Source organism: Amphritea japonica ATCC BAA-1530, assembly GCF_016592435.1.
GTDB lineage: Bacteria > Pseudomonadota > Gammaproteobacteria > Pseudomonadales > Balneatricaceae > Amphritea > Amphritea japonica.
In genome coordinates, this window is sequence record NZ_AP014545.1 from 665,443 (window position 1) to 685,414 (window position 19,972).

Consider the following 19,972-nt stretch of genomic DNA (forward strand, 5'->3'; position numbering starts at 1 on the left):
TAAATCGTATGTCCTTAGATGTTGATCAGGAAATTCTTGAAGATTTTTTAGTTGAAGCTGGAGAGATCTTAGAGCTGCTATCGGAGCAGTTGGTTGATCTTGAGCAGCACCCTGAAGATCGGGAATTGCTTAATGCTATCTTCCGTGGCTTTCATACGGTTAAAGGTGGCGCTGGATTCCTACAGCTTGATCCTATGGTTGACTGCTGTCACAGCGCTGAAAACCTTTTTGACCAATTGCGCAATGATGCATTAAAAGTATCCGCGGGTTTGATGGATTTGGTGCTTCAGGCGCTGGATAGCATTAATGCAATGTTTGAGGCGGTTCAACAGGGAAGTTATCCCGATGTGGCAGATCCTCAGTTGTTGGCTGGCTTGAATGCAATGGCTGCAGGTCAGGTAGTGGCAGCGAGTCCGGCTCCTTCTGCTGCACCAGTAGATACATCACCGCAAACCGATGCGACAGTGAGTGCAGAGTTCGATCAGTTAGTGGCGGACTTGGGCAGTGAAGAGCTCTCTCTTCCCGACAGTGGGGTGTTATCAAACGACCTGATTACAGAAGATGAGTTTGATGATCTGCTCGATAAGTTGCATGGGCCTGCAGGTGCGCCAGGGTTGGCTACTGAGCCTGCGATAGCCCTGGATCCAAATTTGATTACAGAGGATGAATTCGAGAGTTTACTGAATGAGCTCCATGGTCCAAGTGGTGCGCCCGGACTTAGTTCCGTTGATGTTGAGGCTGGGAGTGCGGATGCCAATGCTGAGTTTGATCAGCTGCTGGGTGATGGGTTGTCGCCTGTATCTGCGCCTGTAGCTCAGGCCTCTGCCGGAATCCCTACTGATCTGATCACCGATGATGAATTTGAGCATCTGCTGGATGATCTTCAGGCAACTGGCCAAGGGGCGTTTTCTCAAAATGTGGCTGCCGCACCGGCACCGGCAGCTGTGCCGGCTAAGCCTGAGCCGAAGCCTGAACCCAAGCCCAAACCCAAACCTAAAGCGCCAGTGTCAGCTAAAACACAGACTACAAAACCGGTGGCTGAAAGTAATGTCAGGGTTGATACCCGCTTGCTTGATCAGATCATGAATATGGTGGGTGAGTTAGTTCTGGTGCGAAACAGGTTAGTCAGACTCGGTTCCGAAAAGGATGATGGAGATCTGAGTAAGGCTCTTGGGTCATTGGATATGGTGACCGCTGATCTACAGATGTCTGTTATGAAAACCCGGATGCAACCGGTTAAAAAAGTATTTGGGCGTTTCCCTCGTCTGGTACGTGATCTTTCTAGACAGCTGAATAAAGAGGTTAATCTGGAGCTGCGGGGAGAAGAGACTGATCTGGATAAAAATCTGGTTGAAGCCCTGGCGGATCCGCTAATTCATCTGGTCCGTAATGCAATAGATCACGGTATCGAAGAGCCTGAAGTTCGGATTAATAACGGCAAGTCAGGCCAGGGTCACGTGTTACTGTCTGCAGAGCAGGAAGGGGATCATATTCTGCTTGTGATCCAGGACGATGGCGCGGGTATGGATCCGGAGAAGCTACGTAGCTTAGCTATAAAGCGGGGTATGCTTGATCCCGAAGCTGCTGCTCGTTTGAGTGATCATGAGTGTTATAACCTGATATTTGCAGCGGGATTTTCGACAAAAGAGCAAATCTCGGATGTATCGGGTCGTGGCGTGGGCATGGATGTGGTGAAAACCAAAATTACCCAGCTCAATGGTAAACTCGATGTCGATTCAAATCTTGGTCTGGGATCGCGAATAGAGATTCAGGTGCCGCTGACACTGGCGATTATGCCAACCTTAATGGTGTTGTTGAAAGACCAGGCGTTTGCTTTACCGTTGGTGAATGTTAATGAAATCTTTAACCTGGATCTTACCCAGATAAATATGGTTGAAGGTCAGCAGGTGATTATCGTCCGCGATAAGGCGATGCCTTTGTTTCACCTGAAGCGATGGTTGTTAAAGGGGCATGAGAAAGAACCATTGCCAGAGAATGGACATGTGGTGATCACTAATATCGGTAACATGCAGGTTGCCTTCATTGTGGATCAATTAGTAGGACAGGAGGAGGTGGTCATTAAACCGCTTGGTTCCGTCTTGCATGGTACTCCAGGACTTTCCGGCGCAACTATTACCGGCGACGGAAAAATTGCACTTATCGTAGATATTCCTAGTTTGTTAAAGGCCTATGCGAACTGATTCTTGTCGCTCTAGATTCAGGTGCAGGGGAACTGTATGACAGTTCGGGTTTTAGTTGTCGATGACTCGGTTTTTTTCGTAACCGAATCAGTCAGATGCTGGCTGCGCATTCAGGTATTCAAGTTGTTGATACAGCGAAGAATGGGAAAGAGGCTGTCGCGAAAGTAAAGCAGCTGAAGCCTGATGTCGTTACGATGGATGTGGAAATGCCGGAAATGGATGGCATAACGGCGTTGAAACTAATCATGGCTGAAAATCCTTGTCAGGTGGTGATGTTGTCCTCGCTGACGCGACGCAGTGCTGCGGTTACGCTCGAAGCTCTGGCATTGGGCGCGGTCGATTATATGGAAAAGGATGCCAGGGCATGGGTGGCAGATTCCGCAACGACTGGTATGGCGCTGGTTGACAAAATTATAGCGTTGGGGGGGCGAAAACAAACGGTTTCTCGCCCGTTAACACCAATGAAATCAGAGCCTGAACATGTCTCAAACAGCAAGATAGATGCAGTGCCTGAGGTTGAAATTCCCGTTTCTGTTGATACGCTTCCAAAGTTTCCTGATTGTAAAATTGTGACTATAGGCTCTTCTACCGGAGGCCCTGCTGCTTTGCAGACTATTCTCACGGGACTACCGGGCGACTTTCCAGTGCCTGTTCTGCTAACTCAGCATATGCCTAAAGCGTTTACTACTGTATTTGCCCGCAGGCTGAATGATCTGTGTGCTATAAAAGTTAAAGAGGCAGAGGATGGGGATCAACTGTTACCGGGGTGCGCATATCTGGCTCCGGGCGGGCAACAAATGATTATTGATCCACTAAACGCTGCGAAACTAATTATTCGTGAAAGTGATGAACGGATGACTTATAAGCCCAGTGTTGATCTGACGTTTGCATCGGTTGCTAAAGGGTATGGTTCACGGGTATTAGCAATTGTTCTGACCGGGATGGGAGCCGATGGCTGCGATGGTGCAAGAATGTTGAAAAAAGCGGGTGCCCGAGTGTGGGCTCAGGACAAAGACAGTAGTACTATCTTTGGTATGCCTAAAGCGGTTATTACAGCAGAGCTCGCAGATGCCGTGCTAAATATTGATAATATCAGACAGACTTTAACTCACTGGGGACAACGATGAATCTGATCAGCCTGAGTGGCGTAGTGCTGGCAGTAATTGCAATAGTGGGAGGGAATCATCTGGCAGGAGGTGCAGTTGAAGACCTGCTGGATATTCCGGCTTTACTGATCGTGCTGGGAGGGACGCTCGCTGCAGTCTTTATTCAGTCATCTCAGTCGGAATTGTCCCGGGCTATAAAATTGTCCGGCATGGTTTTTGGGCGGGCTGATCAGAACTACCGTGACGGGATAAATAGCATTGTCAGCTGGTGCGTAATTGCCCGAAGAAAAGGGCTGCTGGCCTTGGAAGATGAAATAGACGATCAGCAGGACAGCTTTGTTCGTAACGGGCTGCAAATGTTGGTCGATGGCCGGGCTTCTGATGTTATCCGATCTACACTTGAAACCGAACTGGTGAGCCGTGAATATCGTGATATTCAGGCTGCCAAAGTGCTTGAAAGTATGGGTGGATACGCCCCTACAATGGGTATTATTGGTGCGGTCTTAGGGTTGGTTCATGTGATGTCTAATCTGGCCGATCCAGCAAGTCTGGGGGCCGGTATTGCGACTGCATTTGTTGCCACTATCTATGGTGTTGCTATAGCAAACCTCCTGTTTCTACCGTTGGCAAATAAGATTCGTTCAATGGTGTTACAGCGATTCTATTATCAGGAGATGATGTTGGAAGGGTTGCTTTCTATTGCTGAAGGGCAGAATCCTCGAATCATTCAATTACGGCTTCAGGGCTATCTGGAACAGGGGCATTAAGCGGTGCCCAGGCGGAGAATTGAGGAGCAAAATCTCCATGCCCAGCGGTGGGTAATCTCGTACGCAGATTTTATTACCCTGATGTTTGCTTTTTTTGTCGTGATGTACGCTATATCGTCAGTTAACGAAGAAAAGTATAAGCAGGTAGCTGACTCATTGTCAGGTGTGTTTGCAGGTCCTGAAGGCGATGCTGAAAGAGCGATAGAGGGACAGTCTGAGACAGATCCTGCCGGTATTGGTGTGTTCCGGGGCGGAGAAGAAAATAGCCGGGTACCGACTGTAAAGATTATTCAGCCTAAGCCAGAAAATAGCGCGGTGTTGAAGGCGATTGGCGACCAGATGGAAGTGCAGTTCAAAAAGCTGATTAGCAGCGGGCATGTCGCAGTACAAAGTAATAATTTATGGGTGGCGTTGGAATTAGGGGCTAACCTGGTATACCCCGAAGGAGGGGCGCTGCCTGCAATTACCAGTGATCCGGTATTTGAGCGAGTGGCTAAAATTGTTAACCAGTATGATAATCCTATCCATGTTGAAGGTTATACCGATAACCAGTTTATCTCTTCAGATGAGTACCCGTCTAACTGGGAATTATCGGCTGCAAGAGCTGCAGGTGTGGTCAGGATTCTTGAGTTAAATAAAGTTAAGCCCCAGCGCATGGCCGCTGTCGGATTTGGTGAGTATCAGCCTTTAGCTGATAATGGGACCGAAGATGGCCGTAAGGTTAATCGTCGGATTGTGATTGTTATTACCCGTGATCGCAAAACTCAGAGAGTCGTTTCTGCTTTTGGTAGTGAGCAGGTTAGTGAGGATGCGGTTAGTGGTATCCTTACCGAAAGCGGATTGCCAGAGTCGGCAATAGAAAAGGTTGTAGATGAACAGGGGCGGATTAGTTTTCGTCGTAAAGATCAAACACAACCCATAGATATTGAAACATTAACGTCCCCGGAGAGTTTTGCTCCGCCGACACAGGAGTCACCGCAGTAATGCAGGTATGGGCGGTTGCCAATCAGAAAGGCGGAGTGGGAAAAACCACAACCGCAGTTGCGTTAGCAGGTTTGCTGGCTGATGCGGGACAACGGGTGCTGCTTGTTGATCTTGATCCCCACGGTTCTATGACAAGTTACTTTAAATATGATCCGGATGAATTAGAAAACAGTGTATATGACCTGTTTCAACCGGGTTGTGATGTTGACATGAGGCTATTGGAGCCTCTGCTCATGCCAACCTCAAATAGCGGTATAGATCTGATTCCCGCGACGACAGCGTTAGCGACACTTGAGCGTAAAGCCATCGGTCAGGAGGGTATGGGGCTGCAGATTGCGAAAGCGTTACGCTTAGTAAAAGACCGTTATGATTATGTCGTTATTGATAGCCCGCCCGTGCTAGGTGTTTTGATGATCAATGCTCTGGCGGCTTGCGGGCATTTGTTAGTGCCTGTCCAGACTGAATTTCTGGCTTTAAAAGGTCTTGAGCGGATGCTACGTACTATTAAAATGATTAATCGTGCGAGAAAGCGTCAGTTAACCTATACGCTTATACCTACTTTTTATGATCGTAGTATCGGCGCTTCGGTAAGCTGTTTGAGAGAGTTGCATCAACGCTTTGCTGAGAATATTGCCGCTGCAGTAGTGCCGGTGGATAGTAAATTTATTACTGCCAGTGCCAAAGGGATAACGCCGTCTCAGCTAGACCTGAGTATGCCGGGCGTTCAGGCTTATATCAGAGTGTTACGTGGTTTGGCAGAGCGGAGCCGGTCATGAGCGAAGAAACGTTGAATCGGCAGCAGCAGCTGGTGAAAGATTATTTAGATTCGCTTCTGAAAGAGGAGCAAAACCCCTACAGCATCGAGTCTGCTTTGGATTTGTCAGCATCCACAGTAGTTGATGTCGTAGAGATGCCTTTGGTTGCGGCGGAGTTGCCTAAAACAGGCCCCGAAATCGAAGAATTGGATCTGGCGGATATGGAAATATCGCTGGACGCAGAGATAAACCAAACTCAAACTATTCAGCCAGAGCCAGAGCCAGAGCCAGAGCCAGAGCCAGAGCCAGAGCCAGAGCCAGAGCCAGAGCCAGAGCCAGAGCCAGAGCCAGAGCCAGAGCCAGAGCCAGAGCCAGAGCCAGAGCCAGAGCCAGAGCCAGAGCCAGAGCCAGAGCCAGAGCCAGAGCCAGAGCCAGAGCCAGAAATAGCAGCTGAGTCTTTAAAGTGCTTGTTAGTGAAAATGTACGGTGTGAAGTTGGCATTGCCAATTAAGTATCTGCAGGGGGCGCACGATCTAAATGCTATGAATCTGGGGCTAAGTACTCAAAGTGACTGGATTCTGGGTACTTATTCTGAGTCGGGAGAAATTGTTCAGGTTGTTGATACCGGAATGTGGATTATTCCTGAGCGGTATGAGCCTGATAGAGCCGACTATGCTGAGTTAGTTAAACTGAAAGGTGCCGGATGGGCTCTGACGATTGATTCTATGTTAGGGTCTAAAGAGATCGAAGCGCATCAGATAAACTGGAATAATAACTCCCAGAGCAGACCCTGGTTGTTGGGTACCTGTATGGAGCACCAGTGTGCTGTAGTGAATGTGCCAGCCCTGTTGCAGGGATTTAACACGGCAAATCGTTCGTAGCGAGGAGAAAAAATGATTTGGTTAGGACTGGCTGTTGTCGCTTTACTTGCATGTGTTGCAATTGGTTATTCGATTAATGCTAGACGCAAACTACAGCAGCATCAGCGCCAGTATGAGGCGTTGATTAATGTGCTGCGAAATGAAATTCAGGCATTGACCAGTAGCTCCATCGGTATGGGGCATCGGCTGATGGATGTGGAAAAACAGCTGAACATCACTACTGAGAAGCAGCAGGAGTTAGTCAATCGGGATCCCGGTGTATTGGCGTATAACCAAGCGGCTCGCCTGATGGAGATGGGGGCTGATGTTGATGACTTGGTTAAAAACTGCGGTATTGGACGGCCTGAAGCGGAATTGATGGCGTTGTTACATAAAGAGGTAGCGGCACCGGGAAGTAAGAGCTGACTCAGGTTTCATTCTCTGAAGGGTTCTTTAACTTATAGGTAAAGGCGATGATTTCAGCAATGGCCCGATAGAGGCTTTCCGGTATCTCATCGCCTAATTCGAGTCGCAGCAATACCTCGACCAGCTCTGGGCTTTCATGGATGTGTATGTCGTTTTCCTGAGCTAGCCGGATGATCTGTTCAGCAATAAGTCCCTGGCCCTGTGCCGTCACCTTTGGAGCCCCTTGATGATCGTAGTTCAGGGCGACCGCTCGTTTGTATTCTTCAGTTTTTCGATTCATTGTCGTTGTCTTTTTCTTAGGTTGTTACATCAATTAACTGTTCAACCCGATTAAGCGCTTTTGGTGCAACACCTTCGCTGCAGTGGATGCCGGTAATGCTGTATCCCTGACGATGCAATTGGCGGTTGAAATCAGGTAGTTTTTCACTTAATTCTCCAGCTGTTTGACTGCTGCTACACCAGAAATGAGCCGTTATTTGGTGCTCTTCTTCTAAGATAAGCTCTGCATCAACGCTGCCCTGTTCTTGCAAATCGAAGTGTAGCCGAACACGCCATAATTGCTGCCACTCACTCTCGGACAGCTGGTTTCGGTGTTCGGAAATTTTTAACTCGACGTTATCCAGCTGCTCACCATTACGTACCGGCAGGTCCAGCGCAAAAAAGCGTTCGAGGCCTCCATCACTGCTGACACGAGTATTTTGAATGCTTTCCAGTTGATTGCTTGTTACCCGGCTAAGTAAGCCTTTTACCAATTCATGGAGCTGTTGCCTGGGTTGTTCAGGGAGTTTATCTGCTTGTTGGAGTAACTGGCTGAGTTGCTTTTTCATCTCTCCGCTTGGAATCTGGTTATGGGGGCTTGCCAGGTTACGTTCAGTAAACAGTCCGCCATTTAATAGGTTTTGCTGAATTCCTGTCTGCGTCTCTCCGGGTGCTGTTTTAACACCAAACAGGTTTATCAGAGAGCTGAGGATGCTGTTTATCGGGCTTTTATCAGCGCCGATATTAGTATTGAGCTGTTGTAGTTTGACTAAGGCATCTGCGACAGGTTGTTGAGCTGGGAGTACATAGCGCAGGGCCTCGCTTATGTGGCGATCCAGGCTCTGGTTCTGGGTGGGTGATGTGATCGATTGGACGAGAACCTGTTCATTATTTGTTCTGACTAACAGTACCTTGCCGTCAAACGGAAGTTGTTGATTGAGCGTCAGGGGAAGGGTGCGACCATTGATCGTGGCTATGATACTGTTTGCGCCGCCTTGGTTGCCTGCCTGAGCTGTAACGTTAATCGTTGCCAGTACAGGACGGTTAAGTGGAAGGAGCTTGTTTAACTCCGCAGATAAGCGGGATGGGAGATTTGCTGTTGCTGGCGGAAGGCGAGGTTGATCAGTTGTTTGTGGCTGTCCTTGTTTTTGTTCAGTGCTGCCCTTTATTTGTACAATTGGTGATTGTTCAGCGGCTAGCCGTTGATTGGCGCCAGGCTGAGTTCCGGCGCTACTGGACTGAATCGGTTTAGTCTGTGTAGTGGCTGGTTGAGTAAGTGTTTGTAGCTGTGACGAAGGCGCTGTTGCAATTGTGCTTAGTAGTATCTGACCTGCGGCAGTTCGAGTGAGTGTTGCTGCGCTTCCTGGCGGTAGTGACTGATTACTTTTGAGTTGATAAAGCTGGCTGCCTAATTGAACCTGAAGAGTGAATTGATTGGGTCGGGTAGTATCGGCACTGCTTTGTCGTACCGTTATTTGTGTCGGGTTGTTAAGGGGGAGTGCGCGAACAAGCTCTGCCGCCGATAGTGATTTGCCGGTGTTGGTTTGTAAGCTCTGGACGCTTAAAGGATTTAGCATAATCGTTTTCTTAGCGACCTCCGGTATAGCTTATAGTTCTTTTGACTCAGTTATGCCCTTCGGCACTTTATTTTGTATATAATGCCTTGCTTTCGGCGGATATTGCTAATTATAAAGGTGTTTCTGCCAGTTTCGTTTTTTTTGAGGTTGCTCCGTTGCCCACACCAAGACTTAAAATTGAAAATTTGTTCTGTGAACGGGATGACCGAGTACTGTTCGAGTCACTCAACTTTGAAGTTAATGCGGGCGAAGTGCTTCAGGTTGAAGGGCAAAATGGTAGCGGTAAGACAACGCTACTGCGCATCCTGAGCGGACTGTCCCGTCATTTTGAGGGTGATATCTACTGGCAGGGGCAGTCGTTGTATGACTGTGCTCAGGATTATCGGGAATCATTGCTTTATTTTGGTCATCAACCCGGTGTAAAGGCAGTTTTGACGCCACGGGAAAACTTGCAATGGTATGCCTCGATGCACCCAGGAATTGATATCACAAAGCTTGATTTTGCGCTGGGAAAAGTAGGCTTGAGTGGCTATGAAGATAGTCCTTGCCATACACTGTCGGCAGGACAGAACCGGAGGGTAAGCCTGGCGCGTTTGTATCTAAGTCACGCGCCTTTGTGGATATTAGATGAGCCCTTTACCGCGATCGATAAGCGTGGTGTTGCAGAAAAAGAGATGCTAATTGCCGCCCATGCTGATCAGGGAGGCACTGTTATTCTGACAACGCATCATGAGCTGGCAATGAGTGATAAAATTCGACGACTTAATCTTGATCAATTGTCGGGAACTTTATGAAGGATACTGTGCCTAATCAATCGGCAGATAATGAGATGGTCAGTGAATATAAGGTCGATGGCCCTTTCTTGGGCGCGTTGAAAAGAGACCTGTTGCTTTCTTATCGTCGCAAAAGTGACCTGGTTAACCCACTGATCTTCTTTCTGATGGTGGCAACACTATTTCCTCTGGGAGTGAGTCCAGATCCTGGGTTTTTAGCTGATGTTGCACCCGGTGTGGTTTGGGTCGCTGCACTGTTGGCGACCTTGTTATCGATGGATAGCTTGTTTCGTTCTGATTTTGAGGACGGCACTCTGGAGCAAATGCTGCTTAGCCCTCAGCCACTATATATGGTGGTATTGGCTAAAGTGCTTGCGCACTGGATGCTAACCGGGTTGCCGTTAACGTTGTTGGCGCCTTTGCTGGGTGTCATGTTGTTTCTACCCGCAGATGGGATGAGTGGTCTGGTGATTAGTTTATTACTGGGTACTCCTACGCTGAGTCTGGTGGGTGCAATAGGTGCAGCATTAACCGTTGGCTTGCGTAAAGGGGGGGTGTTGATTTCGCTATTGGTACTACCTCTCTATATTCCTGTGCTGATATTTGGCAGTGCTGCAGTTCAGGGAGCAGTAACAGGGCTTCCGTTAGGTGGGTATTTTGCCATATTGGGTGCGATGCTCTCGCTTGGGTTGGTGATGGCTCCGTTGGCAATTGGTGCCGCATTAAGAATTAGTGTAAGTGGGTAATAACCCTTTAAGGTTGAAAAATGGCTGATAAAAAGTGGATGCCTCGTTGGTTCTATCAACTTGCTTCTCCTCGCTGGTGTTATGACATTACAGGAAAATTACTACCGATTTTTGCTATAGCTGCTGTAGTGATGTTGGTGGCAGGTGCTGTCTGGGCCTTGGTCTTTGCTCCGGCTGATTATCAGCAGGGGAATAGCTTCCGGATAATCTATATTCATGTTCCTGCTTCTATTCTGGCGCAATCTTGTTACATGTTGATGGCTGTCGCCGGCGCGATTGGCCTGATCTGGAAAATGAAAGTCGCTGATATGGTCGCTAAGTCCTGTGCACCTATTGGCGCTACGATAGCTATTTTATCTCTGGCGACGGGTGCTATCTGGGGGAAGCCGACCTGGGGCTCCTGGTGGGTATGGGATGCTCGCTTGACCTCAATGTTGATTTTGTTCTTCCTTTATCTTGGGATAATTGCCCTTAATTCTGCTATTGAAAATGCCCAGACTGCTGCTCAGTCGACAGCGGTATTGGCTTTGGTAGGTTTGGTGAATATTCCTATCATCAAATATTCTGTGGACTGGTGGAATACATTGCATCAGCCCGCGACGTTTACACTGACTGAGCGTCCAGCAATGCCTTCAGAGATGTGGGTACCATTGTTGGTTATGGTGATCGGCTTCTACTGTTTTTTTGCCGTGGCGATGATGCTGCGCTTACGTAATGAAATTATCCAGCGCGAGCGTCGTAGCAGCTGGGTACGTGACCTGATTACCGGTTGAGGGAATTACCTTGAGTTTTGAATCATTTGCCGAATTTATCGACATGGGTGGCCATGGCCTCTATGTCTGGTTGAGCTATGCAATTGCGTTGGTTGTGATTGTTTCTAATATAGTAAATCCTTTGATGCAAAAGCGTCAGATCTTTATCGAGCAGGCCCGCAGGCTGCGCAGGGAGAATCCGAAGTCATGAACCCGAAACGTAAGCAGCGCCTGATTATCGTGTTATTTATTGTGTTTGGTGCGGCGATAGCTGTAGGACTGGTGATGTACGCGCTGAATCAGAATATTAACCTCTTTTATTCGCCAACGGATATCGTTGAGAATAAAGCGCCAGAGGGAACTCGCATAAGGGCGGGAGGTATGGTCGTTGAAGGCAGTGTGATACGTGATACTCAAAGCCTTAAGGTTACATTCGATATGACTGACTACGCTAATGCGGTGACAGTGACTTTTACGGGTATCTTGCCTGATCTGTTCCGTGAGGGGCAGGGAATCGTGGCTCAGGGAGCTATGAATAGTGAAGGTGTATTTGAGGCGGTGGAAGTACTGGCTAAGCATGATGAGAATTATATGCCGCCAGAGGTTGCTGAGGCACTGGAAAAAGCCGGCAAAATGCCTGATCAAATCCGTGCACAGGGAGCTGAGTAATTATGATTCCTGAACTGGGACAATATGCGCTGATTCTGGCGCTTTGCATGTCTGCTTTACTTGCAGTAGTACCGATGGTGGGTGCTTCTGTAGGTAATGCGTTATTGATGAATTACGCCCGGCCCTTAGCTATGGGTATGTTTTTCTTTCTTATCATTAGTATTCTTTGTTTGGGTTATTCCTTCGTTGTTGATGATTTTTCCGTCGCTTATGTTGCGACGAACTCTAATACTTTATTACCCTGGTATTATAAGATCAGTGCAATCTGGGGGGGGCATGAAGGCTCTCTATTACTCTGGGTTGTGATCCTGAGCGGCTGGACAGTCGCCGTTGCCGTAAAGAGTAAAAACCTGCCACTGGAAATTATCTCCAGGGTGCTTGGGGTGATGGGGATCACCGGTGTGGGCTTTATACTCTTCACCTTGATGACATCCAGTCCATTTGACCGTCATTTGCCACAGTTCCCCGTTGAAGGCGGAGATCTTAATCCACTACTGCAGGATATCGGCCTGATTATTCATCCGCCGATGCTGTATATGGGCTATGTAGGTTTTTCGGTTGCGTTTGCCTTTGCTATCGCTGCCTTATTAACGGGACGATTAGATTCGGCATGGGCACGCTGGTCACGCCCCTGGACATCGGTTGCCTGGGCTTTTCTGACACTGGGTATTGCTCTGGGAAGCTGGTGGGCATACTACGAGCTTGGCTGGGGCGGCTGGTGGTTCTGGGATCCGGTGGAAAATGCATCCTTTATGCCCTGGCTGGTTGGTACTGCACTGGTTCACTCTTTAGCGGTTACCGAGAAGCGCGGGGTCTTTAAAAGCTGGACTGTGCTATTAGCCATTTTTGCTTTCTCTCTGAGTTTGTTAGGTACATTTCTGGTACGTTCTGGGGTTTTAACCTCAGTACATGCTTTTGCCTCTGACCCTGATCGCGGTTATTTTATTTTGGCCTTACTGGTCATTACGATTGGCGGCTCTCTTATTCTGTACGCGGTAAAAGCCGGTAATGTGAAGAGTGAATCAAGCTTTGCGCTGCTGTCTCGCGAATCATTGCTGTTAGTCAATAATATTTTGTTAGTGGTGTCGGCGATGATGGTTCTGTTGGGGACAATCTACCCATTGATTGTCGATGCGATGGGCTGGGGTAAAATCTCAGTGGGCCCTCCGTACTTCAATTCACTCTTTGTTCCGCTGATGTTACTCGTGTCCGGAGTGTTGGGCATAGGTGTTGCGTCCCGGTGGCGAGATACGTCTGTTTCTTTTCTATTGAAGCAGCTTTGGTTACCTGCTGTAGCTAGTGTGATAGCAGGGTTATTGTCTCAGTACCTTTATGCTGGTGAGTTTAATTTAGTTGTTGCGGGTGTTATGACCCTGGTCTTTTGGGTTGTCTTCAGTAGCGTGCGAGATTTTTGGAAGAAGATCTCTGGTCGTAGCAATCTGAAAGCAGCTGTAGCCGGTATGTCACGTAGCTATTTTGGCATGATTCTGGCCCATACCGGACTGGCAGTTGCTGTGGTTGGTGTGGTGATGGTGACAACTTACAACGAAGAGCGTGATTTGAGAATGGCGCCGGGTGAGGTGCTTAGCTTTAATGAGTATCAGTTTGAGTTTATCGGAGCTAAGAAAGTTCAGGGGCCCAACTATAGTTCAGATATGGGCGTGATACGGGTCCTGTATAAGGGTGAGGTTTATGGCGAACTGAATCCGGAAAAACGCTTTTATCCGGCACGGGGTAATGTCATGACGGAAGCGGATATCGATCCAGGACTTTTCCGGGATCTGTATGTCGCTCTGGGTGAACCGCTGGGGAATGGTGCCTGGGCTGTTCGTGTTCAGCATAAGCCTTTTGTTCGCTGGCTCTGGCTTGGTGGTTTGCTGATGACAGCAGGAGGCCTCTTGGCCGCGACTGACCCTCGATACCGTAAACAAGCCCAGCGTGATGCCGCCCGTGCGGCTGCCTGATTTGATTTTTCGATAGGCATTTTTCGATAGGAATACTGATGCGCCGATTAATAGCTATTTTACCTTTAGTTCTGTTTGTGGGTTTAGGCCTGTTTCTCTGGAACGGCATAGGCAAAGACAGCACGACGATTCCCTCGCCGTTGATCGATAAGCCGATGCCGGATTTTCGTCTGACAGCGCTGCTTGATGAACAGCGGATTCTGACAGCCGCCGATCTGAAAGGGCGTCCAGCACTGCTGAATGTCTGGGCTACATGGTGTCCAACCTGTAAGCAGGAACATGCACAACTGAATCGTATTGCGCGCGATGAAGGTGTCACTATTTATGGTGTTAACTATAAGGATGATCGGGCTAAGGCGCAGGTTTGGCTGGATAAATACCTGAACCCTTATGCTCTGAATATCTTTGATCCAGAAGGTAAGCTTGGTTTGAATCTTGGCGTATATGGCGCTCCAGAAACGTTTATTCTGGATGCTCAGGGTGTTATTCGCTATAAGCACGTAGGGGCAGTTGATCAAAGGGTCTGGAGCCAGTTGCGTGAGAGAATGAAGCAGTTGGAGGGGAACTGATGCTGCGATTTTTTTGCTTAGTTGCGTTATTTTGCTTTAGTGGTTTAGCTGCTGCGGCCATCGATACTTATGAATTTAGTGATGATGCTACCCGGGAACGGTTCCAGTCTTTAGCGGCAGAATTACGCTGTCCTAAATGTCAGAATCAAAACATTGCCGATTCCAACTCCCCTATTGCAAAAGACCTACGTGTAGAACTTCATCGGATGTTAGAAGATGGTGCTGACGATGATCAGATTGTTGATTTCATGGTGACTCGCTATGGTGAATTTGTACTTTATCGCCCACGGGTATCCAACCAGACATATCTGCTTTGGTATGGGCCTGCCGCGTTATTACTGATAGGTGTCGTAGTGGTATTGGTTGTCAGTGGAAAACGAAAGAAAGTAGAGCCGGGTAAGCCGAAGAGTGGCTTGAGCGATACAGAAAAACAGCGACTTGATCAGCTATTGAAACAGGAAGAGGATAAATGACGGCGCTATGGCTAGGAATCGCACTGCTTTCACTTTTGGCAGTCGCATTTGTGTTACTTCCGGTATACCGGGCCCGACAGTTAGAGGCTGACAGCCTGCCTGATGTAAATCGTCGGGAGCTGAATATTACGATCTATCAGGAGCGTTTGTCTGAGTTGGATGCTGAATTAACAGCAGGAACTCTGGATCAGGAAAACTATGCTTCACTGAAACTGGAATTGGAACGTAACCTGCTCCAGGATGTTGATGATACGGTTGAAAGTTCGTCAACGATTGCGATTAATGTTACGCGTCAGTCAATTATTACGGCGTTTGTATTAGCTATGCTGTTACCCGCAATGGGTTTGGCTTTATACAGTCAGTATGGTCGCTCAAGTGATTTGTCCGTTGCACTGAATCAACCGGCTGATCCTTTCAATGGTAAGCAGCCTACAGTCGATGAAGCGATCGCTGCGTTGCAGGATAAGCTTACGCAGCAGCCTGAAAATCCTGAAGGTTGGTACTTGTTAGCGAATACGTTTATGAGTATGCAGAACTATACGGCTGCTGCCGAGGGTTATGCTAATGCGCTGACATACCTGCCTAAAGATGCGCCTCAGTACGCAGGGGTTAATGGTCAGTATGCTCAGGCGCTGTTTTTTGCCAGTAATGGGACAATGAATGACCAGATTCGTAAGGAAGTTGAAAAAACGCTGACGCTCGAGCCTTTTGAAGTGACCGCTTTGGGGTTGTTAGGAATAGAGGCCTATGAATCGGGTAATTATCGTGATGCCATGGGGTTCTGGCAGAAGGGGTTGCGTAATGCAACGGGTGAACAGGCTGATTCTTTGAGATCAGGCGTACGCTCTGCCCGGGATAAGCTTATAGCGGCAGGTGAGACTGTTCCGGATCTGCCTGAAATTGTGGAGGCAAAACTAGAGCTGACAGTGAGTTTAAAGCCTGAGCTTCAGAGTTTAGTCAAACCGGATATGACGGTCTTTGTCTTTGCACGACCGGTAGGCGGTCGTATGCCCCTGGCAGCAAAGCGCTTAACAGTTGCTGATTTGCCCGTATCTTTGGTTCTGGACGATAGTCTTTCTATGAGTCCGGATGCGCTGCTTTCTTCTGCCGATCAGGTTGAAGTTGTTGCACGCATATCTGCGTCAGGACAGCCTCGGCCTGCGGCTGGAGATTTGAGTGGAATGATTTCTCCTGTTGCTGTTCATGATCAAGTTGATATATTAGAACTATCTATTGATCAAGTTGTTGAATGAGTATTAGCGTTCGGCATAATAGAGATGACGAACCACGCATATAAATTTGAATAAGGGTAGCATCAGGCGATGGAATTAGGACTACGTGAATGGCTGATTATCGGTGGCGCGATAGTTGTTCTCCTGATTGTGTTGGATGGCTGGCGGCGCATGCGTGGCGGCGGCAATAATCTGAAAATGAAAATTGACAGATCTTTGTCTGATATCCCTGAGGTGCCTGATGACTCCTTTAATCCGGAATTACCCGGTGGTGGTGCGCGGGTTATCGGGCAAGAAGGGGGCGTTACTGCTCCTCCTGTTATTACTGAACCGACTATATCTACAAAACGCCAGGAGCCAGTTTTTGGAAACGATGAACTGGACCTTTCACCCGTTCGACCAGTATCGCCTGAACCAAAGCCACTAAAAAGCCCCTTAAACGAAACTCCTCAAAGGGGATATCAGTCTGATGCTCCGGAAGAACAGGATCCTCTGTTTGCCTCCGCCGATAGCTTTCCCCCTCACTCTGATGGACCTTCGTTTAATGAACTGAGTGAAGGAGTCTCTGCGGTGCGGGTGATTCCAGCAGTAAAGCCTGAGCCAGAGTTATTTGAAGAAGAGGACATTCCAGTCGTCGATGAGCCTATACTTGTTCAGCCAGAGCCAGAGCCAGAGCCAGAGCCAGAGCCAGAGCCAGAGCCAGAGCCAGAGCCAGAGCCAGAGCCAGAGCCAGAGCCAGAGCCAGAGCCAGAGCCAGAGCCAGTTGCTGATATTGAAGAACTTGAGAATGAAGATCTTTTCGCTGAGGTCGGAGAACAACCGCAAATGTTGACAGAAGAGGCGGCTGAAGAGGTTGGCGTAGTTGATCTGTTTACGGAAGGTGCGCCTTCTAACGATAGAGCTGACCTGTTTGAACCTGAGTACAGAAAAAAGCCCGCTCTCTATTCGGCAGATGAAGATGACCTGATTGCATCGTTACCTGATGGATTTCGCATAGAGACACCATCTGAAGGCTCTGTAGTGGAAGAAGATCATGATTTCGATCTTACCCGTCCGGTCAGTGAGTTAGTTCGTCCGGTAAAGGATGAGGATAACCAGCCTGAACAGACGGCAATGGAACTGCCAGAACAGCAAGCAAGTATGTTTACGCTTATGGATGATCCTGAGCCAGAATCCAAAGCAGATGAACTGGTTTTCTCTGCAATGGAAGCTGACCAGGTTGTGCCTGACGAAGGTTTGTTTGTTGATGAAGTGGCAGAGCCAGAGGCTGATGTTTTGGCCGAAGTGGGGTCGGATGCTGATAAGCTACAACAAAACGCTTCTATGATCGGCATGAAGGGACAGCCTCTGCAGAAAATACCTGAAGCAGATAAAGTGCTGGTGATCTCTGTCGTTTCTCCTGATGGTGGCGATAGCTTCGCGGGTAGCAACTTATTACAGATCGTTTTAGCCTGCGGTATGCGTTACGGTGATATGAAAATATTTCATCGTTATGAAGATGGAATCGATAAAGGCGCGATTCAGTTTAGTATGACTAACGCGCTTGAACCTGGCTATTTTGAAATTGATACGATGGATAACATAGAAACACGGGGGGTCACGTTCTTTATGTCGATGGAAGAACCTCGTGATGTTATGAATGCCTACGAATGCATGTTGGCTACTGCAGATGCGGTCGCTAAAAATCTACATGGTGTGTTGTTAGATGAAAATCGTTCCACCATGAGAGATCAAACCAAAGAACACTACCGTGAGCGTATTCGTCGTTATGAGATGCGTAAGCTGAAAAAAACTACAACCGCCTGATATCCCCAGACCACGCCCATGAATCTTGATAGTCCCGTTACGCAGCTGTTAGAACAGCTGCGCGATCAATTGCGTCATCATAATTATCAATATTATGTTCTCGATAATCCACAGCTTCCGGATGCGGAGTATGATCGGCTGTTTCAACAGTTGACGCAGTTGGAACGAGAGAATCCTGAATTAATTACCGCTGATTCGCCTACTCAAAGAGTGGGTGCTGAGCCACTGGCTGCCTTTAATCAGGTTAGCCACGAAATGCCGATGTTATCACTTGATAACGCATTCTCTGAAGAGGACATGCAGGGGTTTGAAAAGCGAGTACGGGATCGGTTGAAAATGGCCGATGATATAACACTACAATTTGCCTGTGAGCTAAAGTTAGACGGTATTGCGGTCAGTCTGCTCTATGAGAACGGGTTTTTGGTACGAGGGGCGACCCGGGGAGACGGTAGTACGGGTGAGGATATTACGCTGAATGTACGTACCATTCCTTCTATTCCGCTAAAACTGATGGGGAATGGGTATCCCGAGCGCCTTGAAGTCCGTGGTGAGATTTACATGCCCAGCAAAGGCTTTGCCCGGCTTAATGAGCTTGCGTTGAAACGCGGAGAAAAGCCTTTCGTAAATCCTCGTAATGCCGCCGCCGGTAGTCTGCGACAGCTGGACCCCAAAATTACAGCTCAGCGCCCACTGGAGATGTGTTGTTATTCGGTTGGTGTGGTTAGTGGAGGAGAGCTACCTGATACCCATGCGGCTATTCTGGAAAAGCTGGCGACATGGGGATTAAAGATCAATGCTGAAATGGCAGTGGTTGAGGGTGTTCAAGGCTGTATGGATTACTTTGAAAGGCTTTCAGTGAAGCGTAGCCAGCTATCTTATGAGATTGATGGGATAGTCTTTAAAGTGAATGCATTGGCGCTACAACAGCAGCTGGGTTTCGTCTCAAGGGCGCCTCGTTGGGCGATCGCTCATAAGTTTCCCGCTCAGGAAGAGATCACCACGGTTAATGCTATCGAGTTTCAGGTGGGAAGAACCGGCGCGATCACGCCGGTAGCCCGCTTAAAACCAGTCTTTGTCGGCGGTGTGACAGTCAGTAATGCAACGCTGCATAATATGGATGAAGTAGAGCGTCTGGACGTACGTGCAGGTGATACGGTGATTGTACGCAGAGCTGGGGATGTTATTCCCCAAGTGGTATCGGTTGTACTTGATCGTCGCATCGGATCGCCAGAGCCCGTCCATATGCTCGATCGTTGTCCTGTGTGCGACTCGGAAGTTGTTCGCATTGAAACCGAAGCGGTAGCGCGTTGCTCTGGTGGCTTAAGTTGTGCCGCTCAGCGTAAAGAAGCGTTAAAACACTATGTTTCGCGTAAGGCGATGGATATTGATGGTCTGGGTGAAAAACTAATCGATAGCCTGGTAGAAAAAGAACTGGTACACAGCCCTGCTGACCTTTACCAACTGCACCATCTGCAACTTGCGAGCATGGAGCGGATGGGGGATAAGTCTGCGACAAAGCTGTTGCAAAGTATCGAGAAAAGTAAAGCAACCGAGCTGGCAAATTTTATCTATTCATTGGGTATTCGTGAAGTGGGTGAGGCAACCGCCAGAACGCTATCGGTTCATTTTGGATCTGTTGAAGCGATAGTTGCAGCCAGTGAAGAACAGCTTCAGGAAGCCCCTGATGTTGGGCCAATTGTGGCGCAGTATATCGTGAGTTTTTTCCATCAGGTGCATAACCTTGAAGTGATAGATGCGCTACGAAATGCTGGTGTACATTGGCAGGATGTTGAGGTGGATCATCATACTCTGCCCCTGACAGGACAAACATGGGTATTAACCGGTACGCTGGAACAGATGCCCCGCGCTGAGGCTAAAAAGCAGTTGCAGGCGTTAGGTGCTAAAGTTGCAGGAAGTGTGTCCAAGAACACTGATTGCGTGGTGGCAGGGCCGGGGGCCGGCTCTAAGCTACAAAAGGCAGAAGAGTTAAGTATCCCGGTGATAGATGAGCAGCAGATGTTGGTTTTGTTAGCGAGCTACAATAATTAAATGGA

At 48.3% G+C, this 19,972-nt stretch carries 20 protein-coding genes; 18 read left to right on the top strand and 2 right to left on the bottom strand.

Features of this window, described 5'->3' with window-relative positions:
* Nucleotides 1-8 precede the first annotated feature (8 nt).
* The 7 genes from AMJAP_RS03080 to AMJAP_RS03110 all read left to right on the top strand — a co-directional run bounded on the left by AMJAP_RS03080 (nucleotide 9) and on the right by AMJAP_RS03110 (nucleotide 7,099).
* On the top strand, nucleotides 9-2,201 hold the full coding sequence (locus tag AMJAP_RS03080) for a chemotaxis protein CheA (protein ID WP_019622957.1): 2,193 nt from the start codon (nucleotides 9-11) through the stop codon (nucleotides 2,199-2,201).
* Nucleotides 2,202-2,296: 95 nt separating this feature from the next.
* Complete coding sequence (locus AMJAP_RS03085; protein ID WP_328702000.1) at nucleotides 2,297-3,328, top strand: protein-glutamate methylesterase/protein-glutamine glutaminase; 1,032 nt, start codon at nucleotides 2,297-2,299, stop codon at nucleotides 3,326-3,328.
* A complete protein-coding gene (locus AMJAP_RS03090; protein WP_019622955.1) occupies nucleotides 3,325-4,074 on the top strand; it encodes a flagellar motor protein in 750 nt (249 codons plus the stop codon). The genes AMJAP_RS03085 and AMJAP_RS03090 overlap by 4 nt, the downstream gene beginning before the upstream one ends.
* A gap of 3 nt (nucleotides 4,075-4,077) precedes the next feature.
* Nucleotides 4,078-5,058 (top strand): flagellar motor protein MotB, encoded by a 981-nt coding sequence (locus tag AMJAP_RS03095; protein ID WP_019622954.1) that lies wholly within the window; start codon nucleotides 4,078-4,080, stop codon nucleotides 5,056-5,058.
* Nucleotides 5,058-5,834, top strand: a complete 777-nt coding sequence (locus AMJAP_RS03100) for a ParA family protein (RefSeq protein WP_019622953.1) — start codon at nucleotides 5,058-5,060, stop codon at nucleotides 5,832-5,834. The genes AMJAP_RS03095 and AMJAP_RS03100 overlap by 1 nt, the downstream gene beginning before the upstream one ends.
* On the top strand, nucleotides 5,831-6,694 hold the full coding sequence (locus AMJAP_RS03105) for a chemotaxis protein CheW (RefSeq protein WP_201356403.1): 864 nt from the start codon (nucleotides 5,831-5,833) through the stop codon (nucleotides 6,692-6,694). Before AMJAP_RS03100 ends, AMJAP_RS03105 begins: the two co-directional genes overlap by 4 nt.
* 12 nt (nucleotides 6,695-6,706) lie before the next feature.
* Entirely contained in the window at nucleotides 6,707-7,099 is a 393-nt protein-coding gene (locus tag AMJAP_RS03110) for a DUF2802 domain-containing protein (RefSeq protein WP_019622951.1), read from the top strand.
* Nucleotide 7,100: 1 nt separating this feature from the next.
* On the opposite strand, the gene AMJAP_RS03115 is transcribed toward AMJAP_RS03110, so the two are convergent.
* Nucleotides 7,101-7,379 carry an EscU/YscU/HrcU family type III secretion system export apparatus switch protein gene (locus tag AMJAP_RS03115; RefSeq protein ID WP_019622950.1) on the bottom strand — a complete coding sequence of 93 codons (279 nt, stop codon included), beginning with the start codon at nucleotides 7,377-7,379 and terminating at the stop codon, nucleotides 7,101-7,103.
* A 16-nt stretch (nucleotides 7,380-7,395) separates the two neighbouring features.
* A complete protein-coding gene (gene fliK / locus AMJAP_RS03120) occupies nucleotides 7,396-8,934 on the bottom strand; it encodes a flagellar hook-length control protein FliK (protein WP_019622949.1) in 1,539 nt (512 codons plus the stop codon).
* 155 nt (nucleotides 8,935-9,089) lie between these two features.
* Between fliK and ccmA the strand changes: the two genes are divergently transcribed.
* The 11 genes from ccmA to ligA all read left to right on the top strand — a co-directional run bounded on the left by ccmA (nucleotide 9,090) and on the right by ligA (nucleotide 19,967).
* The gene (gene ccmA / locus AMJAP_RS03125; protein WP_026340241.1) at nucleotides 9,090-9,728 is read left to right on the top strand and encodes a cytochrome c biogenesis heme-transporting ATPase CcmA; all 639 of its coding nucleotides are present in this window, start codon (nucleotides 9,090-9,092) and stop codon (nucleotides 9,726-9,728) included.
* Between the two features lie 35 nt (nucleotides 9,729-9,763).
* Nucleotides 9,764-10,453 (top strand): heme exporter protein CcmB, encoded by a 690-nt coding sequence (ccmB, locus tag AMJAP_RS03130; protein ID WP_051088438.1) that lies wholly within the window; start codon nucleotides 9,764-9,766, stop codon nucleotides 10,451-10,453.
* 20 nt (nucleotides 10,454-10,473) lie between these two features.
* The gene (locus tag AMJAP_RS03135) at nucleotides 10,474-11,226 is read left to right on the top strand and encodes a heme ABC transporter permease (RefSeq protein ID WP_019622946.1); all 753 of its coding nucleotides are present in this window, start codon (nucleotides 10,474-10,476) and stop codon (nucleotides 11,224-11,226) included.
* Nucleotides 11,227-11,236: 10 nt separating this feature from the next.
* A complete protein-coding gene (gene ccmD / locus AMJAP_RS03140; protein ID WP_019622945.1) occupies nucleotides 11,237-11,416 on the top strand; it encodes a heme exporter protein CcmD in 180 nt (59 codons plus the stop codon).
* The gene (ccmE, locus tag AMJAP_RS03145; protein WP_019622944.1) at nucleotides 11,413-11,874 is read left to right on the top strand and encodes a cytochrome c maturation protein CcmE; all 462 of its coding nucleotides are present in this window, start codon (nucleotides 11,413-11,415) and stop codon (nucleotides 11,872-11,874) included. Before ccmD ends, ccmE begins: the two co-directional genes overlap by 4 nt.
* 2 nt (nucleotides 11,875-11,876) lie before the next feature.
* Entirely contained in the window at nucleotides 11,877-13,838 is a 1,962-nt protein-coding gene (locus AMJAP_RS03150; protein WP_019622943.1) for a heme lyase CcmF/NrfE family subunit, read from the top strand.
* 38 nt (nucleotides 13,839-13,876) lie between these two features.
* Entirely contained in the window at nucleotides 13,877-14,407 is a 531-nt protein-coding gene (locus AMJAP_RS03155) for a DsbE family thiol:disulfide interchange protein (RefSeq protein WP_019622942.1), read from the top strand.
* Nucleotides 14,407-14,880: a cytochrome c-type biogenesis protein gene (locus AMJAP_RS03160; protein WP_019622941.1), complete on the top strand. Its 474-nt coding sequence runs from the start codon at nucleotides 14,407-14,409 to the stop codon at nucleotides 14,878-14,880. The genes AMJAP_RS03155 and AMJAP_RS03160 overlap by 1 nt, the downstream gene beginning before the upstream one ends.
* Nucleotides 14,877-16,133 (top strand): c-type cytochrome biogenesis protein CcmI, encoded by a 1,257-nt coding sequence (ccmI, locus tag AMJAP_RS03165; RefSeq protein ID WP_019622940.1) that lies wholly within the window; start codon nucleotides 14,877-14,879, stop codon nucleotides 16,131-16,133. Before AMJAP_RS03160 ends, ccmI begins: the two co-directional genes overlap by 4 nt.
* Nucleotides 16,134-16,202: 69 nt before the next feature.
* Nucleotides 16,203-17,918 (top strand): cell division protein ZipA, encoded by a 1,716-nt coding sequence (zipA, locus tag AMJAP_RS03170; RefSeq protein WP_019622939.1) that lies wholly within the window; start codon nucleotides 16,203-16,205, stop codon nucleotides 17,916-17,918.
* An 18-nt stretch (nucleotides 17,919-17,936) separates the two neighbouring features.
* Entirely contained in the window at nucleotides 17,937-19,967 is a 2,031-nt protein-coding gene (gene ligA / locus AMJAP_RS03175) for an NAD-dependent DNA ligase LigA (protein WP_019622938.1), read from the top strand.
* Nucleotides 19,968-19,972 lie beyond the last annotated feature (5 nt).